Below are 6,459 nucleotides of genomic sequence, written 5' to 3'. Positions count from 1 at the left end.
GGGGGGGTGGGAAGGTTGTCGTAGGCTGGACATATCGTCTGTGCCGACAGGGTTGAGCCGATCAAGGTCGGCCCGCGTATCGGGCCTGACCCGGTATCGAGATCGACTGGGTATCGAGGTTGACCCGGCGCCTGCGGACCGGGGCATCGCCGGGCGGAAGCGTCGTGTGGAGCGGGGCCGGGCGGTAGATCAGGGCCGGATCGGCCTTGCCGTGTCACGTCGTCGGATCCCAACCAGTCGGAGTCGGATCCCAACCAACCGAGAGGCACAGGGACGCACCCCATGACCCTCGCGCCGTTGCTCGACGCGCTGATCGCCCGTCCCGGCGGGGACCCTGCCCTGGGCCGGGCGATCGGCGCGGTCGGTGAACCGGTCCTCGACCTCGCTGGTCCCGCGGCGTTGCGGCCCTTCGCCGCCGCGGCCCTGGCGGTCGGGGCCGACCGGCCGGTCCTCGCCGTCGTGGCTACTGGCCGGGAGGCCGAGGATCTGGCATCGGCGCTCGGCAGCCTGCTCGGTCCCGATGTGGTCGCGGTCTTCCCGAGCTGGGAGACCCTGCCCCACGAGCGGCTGTCCCCCCGGGCTGACACGGTCGGGCAGCGCCTCGCCGTGCTGCGCCGGCTCACGCATCCGGCGAGCACCGGTCGGCCGCCGCTGCGGATCGTGGTCGCGTCGATCCGTGCGGTGTTGCAACCCCAGGTGGCCGGGCTCGGCGAGCTCGCACCGGTCACCCTCGCCGAGGGCGATACGGCCGACCTCGACGGCGTGGTGACGCGGCTGGTGGACATCGCCTACCACCGGGTGGACCTGGTCGAGCGGCGCGGCGAGATCGCCGTGCGCGGCGGCATCCTCGACGTCTTCCCGCCCACCGAGGAGCATCCGCTGCGGGTCGAGTTCTTCGGCGACGAGGTCGAGGACATCCGCCGGTTCTCCGTGGCGGACCAGCGGGCGCTGCCGGAGGATGATGGCGCGACCGGTGGTGGCCGTGTCCTGTTCGCGCCGCCGTGCAGCGAACTGCTGCTGACCGCGCAGGTGCGGGCGCGGGCCGCGGACCTCGCGACGCGCCACCCGGAGCTGCTGGACCTGCTCGACAAGATCGCCGACGGCATCCCCGTGGAGGGGATGGAGGCGCTCGCCCCGGTACTCGTCGACGCCATGTCACTGCTCTTGGACGACCTGCCGGCCGGCACCCACGTGCTGGTCTGCGATCCCGAACGGGTCCGTTCGCGGGCGAGCGAACTGGTGCGCACGAGCCAGGAGTTCCTCGAGGCGTCGTGGAGCGTCGCGGCGCTGGGTGGCGGCGCGCCGATCGATCTCGGCGCGGCCGCCTACCGATCGATCACCGAGGTCCGCGAGCGTGCGGAGGATCTCGGCCTGCCGTGGTGGTCGGTCACTCCCTTCATGTCGGCCCCGGTAGGCATCGACCGGGAGCCGGCAGGCATCGACCGGGAGCCGGCGGGCATCGACCGGGAGCCGGCGGGCACCGGGCTGGCGGGCGCCGTCTACGACGGGACCGAGTACGGCGACAACACGGTGGTCGCCAGCCTCCGGCCTGCACCGATCTACCACGGGGACACCGCGGCGGTCATCGCCGACGTCAAGGGCTGGCTCGCCGAGTCCTGGCGAGTGCTGCTGGTCACCGAGGGGCACGGTCCGGCGCAGCGCCTGGTGGAGATGCTGCGCGACGCCGACCTGGGCGCCGGCCTCGCCGAGGAGGCCACGCTCACTCCGGGCGTCGCCATGGTGACCTGCGGTCGGCTCGCCACCGGCTTCACCAGCGATACTTTGCGCCTTGCCGTTCTTACCGAAAGTGACATCGCGGGTGCCCGCGGGGTGAGCACGAAGGACATGCGGCGCATGCCGAGCCGGCGGCGCAAGGGCATCGACCCGCTCGCCCTGCTCCCGGGGGACATGGTGGTCCACGACGCGCACGGCGTCGGCCGCTATGTCGAGATGGTCACCAGGACCGTCGCGGGCGCCAAACGGGAGTACCTTCTGCTGGAGTACGCCCGGGGCGATCGGCTGTATGTGCCGACCGACCAGCTTGAACAGATCACCCGGTATGTCGGGGGTGACGCGCCGAGCCTGGACCGCATCGGCGGCGCCGACTGGGCCAAGCGCAAGAGTCGGGCCCGCAAGGCCGTCAAGGAGATCGCCGGTGAGCTGATCCGGCTCTACAGCGCCCGGATGGCTGCTCCCGGGCACGCCTTCGCTCCCGACAGTCCCTGGCAGCGTGAGCTGGAGGACGCCTTCCCGTTCCGAGAGACACCCGATCAACTCGCCGCCATCGACGAGGTCAAGGCCGACATGGAGAAGCCGGTCCCGATGGACCGGGTGATCTGCGGTGACGTCGGCTACGGCAAGACCGAGATCGCGGTGCGGGCCGCGTTCAAGGCGGTGCAGGACGGCAAGCAGGTCGCGGTGCTGGTGCCCACGACGCTGCTGGTCCAGCAGCACTTCCAGACCTTCTCCGAGCGTTACGCCGCGTTCCCGGTGGTGGTGAAGGCGATGAGCCGGTTCAACTCGCCCGCCGAACACAAGGCGGTGCAGGAGGGGCTCGCTACCGGCAGTGTCGACGTGGTCATCGGCACCCACCGGCTGCTGTCCGGGGAGAACCGCTTCAAGGATCTCGGCCTGGTGATCGTCGACGAGGAGCAACGCTTCGGTGTCGAGCACAAGGAGCAGCTCAAGAAGATACGCACGGCGGTGGACGTGCTCACGATGAGCGCCACACCGATCCCCCGCACGCTGGAGATGTCGATCACCGGCATCCGGGAGCTGTCGACCATCGACACTCCGCCCGAGGAGCGGCACCCGGTGCTGACCTCGGTCGCCGCCTACGACGCCCGTCAGGTGACCGCGGCGATCCGCCGGGAGCTGCTGCGCGAGGGGCAGGTCTTCTTCATCCACAACCGGGTGGAGACGATCGACCGGGCCGCCGCCCGGCTGCGCGATCTGGTTCCCGAGGCGCGGATCGCCACCGCCCACGGCCAGCTGCACGAGGACGCGCTTGAGCAGGTCATGGTCTCCTTCTGGGAGAAGAAGTTCGACGTGCTGGTCTGCACGACGATCGTGGAGTCGGGCCTGGACATCTCCAACGCCAACACCCTCATCGTCGAGCGGGCCGACGTGTTCGGCCTGTCCCAGCTGCACCAGCTGCGCGGCCGGGTCGGGCGGGGCCGGGACCGGGCGTACGCCTACTTCCTCTACCCGCCGGACAAGCCGCTGACCGAGACCGCCCACGACCGGCTCGCCACGATCGCCCAGCACAACGACCTTGGTGCCGGAATGGCCGTAGCCATGAAGGACCTGGAGATCCGGGGAGCGGGCAACCTGCTCGGCGGCGAGCAGTCCGGGCACATCGCCTCGGTCGGGTTCGACATGTACGTGCGGATGGTCGGCGAAGCGGTGGCCGAGTACCGCAAGGAGGGCGTCGAGGAGCCCCCGGAGGTCAAGGTCGAGCTGCCGGTCGACGCGAGCCTGCCGCACGACTACGTGCCGAGCGAGCGGCTGCGGCTGGACGCCTACCGGCGGCTGGCCGGCGCCGCCACGGACGCCGACATCGACGAGGTGCGTGGCGAGCTCGTGGACCGGTTCGGTCCGGTGCCCGAACCGGTCGAGAACCTGCTGGCCGTCGCGGGCCTGCGGGTTCTTGCCCGGCACTTTGGCGTCACGGAGATCATCGCCGCCGGTCGCCAGATCCGGTTCGCTCCGCTGGAGCTGCGGGAGAGCCAGACACTCCGGCTGGCCCGGCTCTACCGGGGCGCCGTGGTCAAACCGGCGGTGCGGACCGTACTCGTTCCCGCGCCGACCGAGACGGGGCGCATCGGCTCCCGACCGTTGCGGGACCGGGCCCTGCTCGCCTGGGTCGGCCAGCTCCTGCATGCGGTCGCGGGCGACTCGGTCGCCGCCGCGGCGGCCTCGATCTGACTCCTGGCGTAGGGCGCCGTACCGTACGCCACGCTGAGCGGATACCGTCTCGACTCGTGAAGCTTTCCCGTCTCCTCGCCGGTGTCGGGCTCCTCGTGCTCGCCGGTACCGCCGGTACCGGGTGCACGACCCATGCCGGGGCCGCCGCCCAGGTCGGTTCACAGACCATCGAGACCTCCCAGCTGCGCGGCATCGTCGACCGTGGGCTCAAGGCCGCGGAGACGGTACCGATCCCGCAGACCTCGCAGTCGGTGTCGCAGAGTCTCAACCGAGGTGAACTCCAGCGACGAACCCTGACCACACTCGTGCAGCTCGAATTGATCTCCAGTGAGGCGAAGCGGCTGGGGATCTCGCTGACCGGCCAGGACATCGCGTCCTACTACCAGGCGTACGCGATCCTGCAGTTCGGCAGCGTGAAGGCGTTCGAGCAGCGAGCCGCCGCAGCGGGCTTCGCCCAGCAGGACGTGGCGACGATCGTCCGCTCGGGAGCGTTCGAGTCGGCGCTCGGGGACAAGATCAGCGCGGGTGTCCTCGCCTCCGACGCGGACACCCGCGCCCAGTACGACAGCATCGTCGATCAGATCGGGAAGATCCCCCTCAGCTACCGGCAGGCCAAGCCCTACCTGGCCCGGTTCCTGGTGGCGGACAAACGGGCGACGAAGGTGCGCCCGCTACTCGCGCAGGCCGAGTCCCGGGATCCCATCTCGATAAACCCACGATTTGGTACCTGGGACACGAAGCAGTTCGCCGTGGTCGCCGCCGAGGGCTCGATCGCCAGCAAGCCCGCGCCCACGCCGATCCTGGACCTGACCACCCGATCCTGAGCGGACGGCGACATGTTGATCCGGATCACCGTGGTCGTCACCAGCCCCCGGGTGGCACCGGGAATCCTCACGGCCCGGGCATGGGATGTCGTGCGCACGGTGCCCGTCCTGACCGCGAGCCCCACGCATCCTCAGCTCGCCGCGCTGCGGGCGGCCGGTGCGACCGTCCTGATCGTCGATCCCGGCGATCCCGGCGATCCCGGCGGTCTGGCCGGCGCGGTGACCCTCATCCGGGCCGCCCTGCCGGATCCCGCGGCGGCCGAGGTCGCCTGGCTGCCCGATCCGCTTGCGCCGAGCATCCTCGACCGCCTCCTCGACGAGGCGGGTGGATCCGGGGAACGGAACGATGCCGGTGTCGAGAGGGTGACCGGCATCGAGAGGGTGACCGGGGTCGACGGGGTGACCGGGGTCGAAGTGACGAGCCTCGTGGCCACCAGGGAGCTGCCCGGCTCGAGCCTGTTGGACGCCGTCGCGGTCATGGACCGCCTGCGGTCGCCGGGCGGCTGCCCCTGGGACGCCGAGCAGACGCACACCTCGCTCGCCCCGTACCTGGTCGAGGAGACGTACGAGGCGTATCAGGCGATCGAGGACGACGATCTCACCGAGCTGCGCGAGGAACTCGGCGACGTGCTGATGCAGGTGCTCTTCCACGCTCGGATCGCCGCCGAGCGCGCCGAGGACGGCTGGGACGTCGATGACGTCGCGGCCGGTCTGGTGGCCAAACTGATCCGCCGTCATCCGCACGTGTTCGGTGACGTGGTCGTGGACGGTCCGGCGAACGTCGTCGCCAACTGGGACGCGATCAAGGCGGTCGAGAAGGGGCGCGTCTCGGTGACCGAGGGCGTCCCACTCTCCCAACCGGCGTTGTCCCTCGCGGCCAAGCTGCTGAAGCGGGCGGCCGGCATCGGCGTCCCGGCGGATCTCGCGCTGACCGGGACGGCCGCGTGGGGTGTGACCGACGCGGGCGACCGGGTCACCGAGATCGCCGCCACGGCCGCCGTACTGGCCCGGTCGGGCACGGCGGGGGACGACCTGATCGGTGATCTGCTCTTTGCCGCCGTCACGCTCGCCCGGACGGCCTCCGTCGATCCGGAGCGGGCCCTTCGGGCGACCGCCCGTCGCTTCCGGGACCGGCTGGCCGCCGTCGAGGGCACGGTCCGTGCCGAGGGCGCCGATCCGGCCTCCCTGCCCGACACCCGCTGGCGCGAAATCTGGCGGCAGCTACCCGGGTAAGCACCGATCATCGGCGCCCGATGCCAGGGAGTACCGGAAAATAACTTCAGGTTTTGATGTTGGTCTTGCCAGCGAGGTTGGCGAGGTCTGCCACGGTGGGTGCGATGATCTTCTTTCTCTAGCCCCCGCGCCGGGACCGGCAGCGTACGCTGATCGTGTTGGATCAGCCCCCAGGGATCAGCCCCAGAGCCGCTGGTACATCGCCGCCGCCATAGGATTGATGGTGGGGTCGACCAACGAAGAACGGACGTTGTTCGGCAGGGCATCGGGGAAGTACGCCTCGTAAGCGAGAATGTCCGCGTTGCGCACGAACGTCTCGTGCATCTTCTCTATGTAGACGGGGTTGTCCCCACCCGCGGCCCCGACCCGACCCGCCTTGGTGCCCTGCTGGCTGACCACACCCCACTCCGGCACCGAGAACAGCTTGTGATGGGTCCGCGCAAAGAGGATCACCTGGCAGAGACCGCCGTCCCCG

At 70.4% G+C, this 6,459-nt stretch carries 3 protein-coding genes and 1 pseudogene; 3 read left to right on the top strand and 1 reads right to left on the bottom strand.

Annotation, left to right across the window (positions count from 1 at the left end; genetic code table 11):
* Window positions 1–282 precede the first annotated feature (282 nt).
* From mfd to mazG, 3 genes are read left to right on the top strand one after another with little or no spacing between them, the layout of a single operon-like run.
* Window positions 283–3,927: a transcription-repair coupling factor gene (mfd, locus tag AC08OV_RS07785; RefSeq protein ID WP_476615177.1), complete on the top strand. Its 3,645-nt coding sequence runs from the start codon at window positions 283–285 to the stop codon at window positions 3,925–3,927.
* A 56-nt stretch (window positions 3,928–3,983) separates the two neighbouring features.
* Complete coding sequence (locus AC08OV_RS07780) at window positions 3,984–4,751, top strand: SurA N-terminal domain-containing protein (protein WP_476615178.1); 768 nt, start codon at window positions 3,984–3,986, stop codon at window positions 4,749–4,751.
* Window positions 4,752–4,763: 12 nt separating this feature from the next.
* Window positions 4,764–5,984, top strand: a complete 1,221-nt coding sequence (gene mazG / locus AC08OV_RS07775) for a nucleoside triphosphate pyrophosphohydrolase (RefSeq protein ID WP_476615179.1) — start codon at window positions 4,764–4,766, stop codon at window positions 5,982–5,984.
* Window positions 5,985–6,161: 177 nt separating this feature from the next.
* Here mazG and AC08OV_RS07770 read toward each other — a convergent pair.
* A pseudogene (locus tag AC08OV_RS07770) lies at window positions 6,162–6,459 on the bottom strand (hypothetical protein); the annotation flags it as partial.

It is taken from the genome of Frankia sp. CeTa3Moorea (assembly GCF_978021225.1).
The sequence above is the reverse complement of the archived record's forward strand: the minus strand, read 5'-3'. Positions and strand labels throughout refer to the sequence as shown.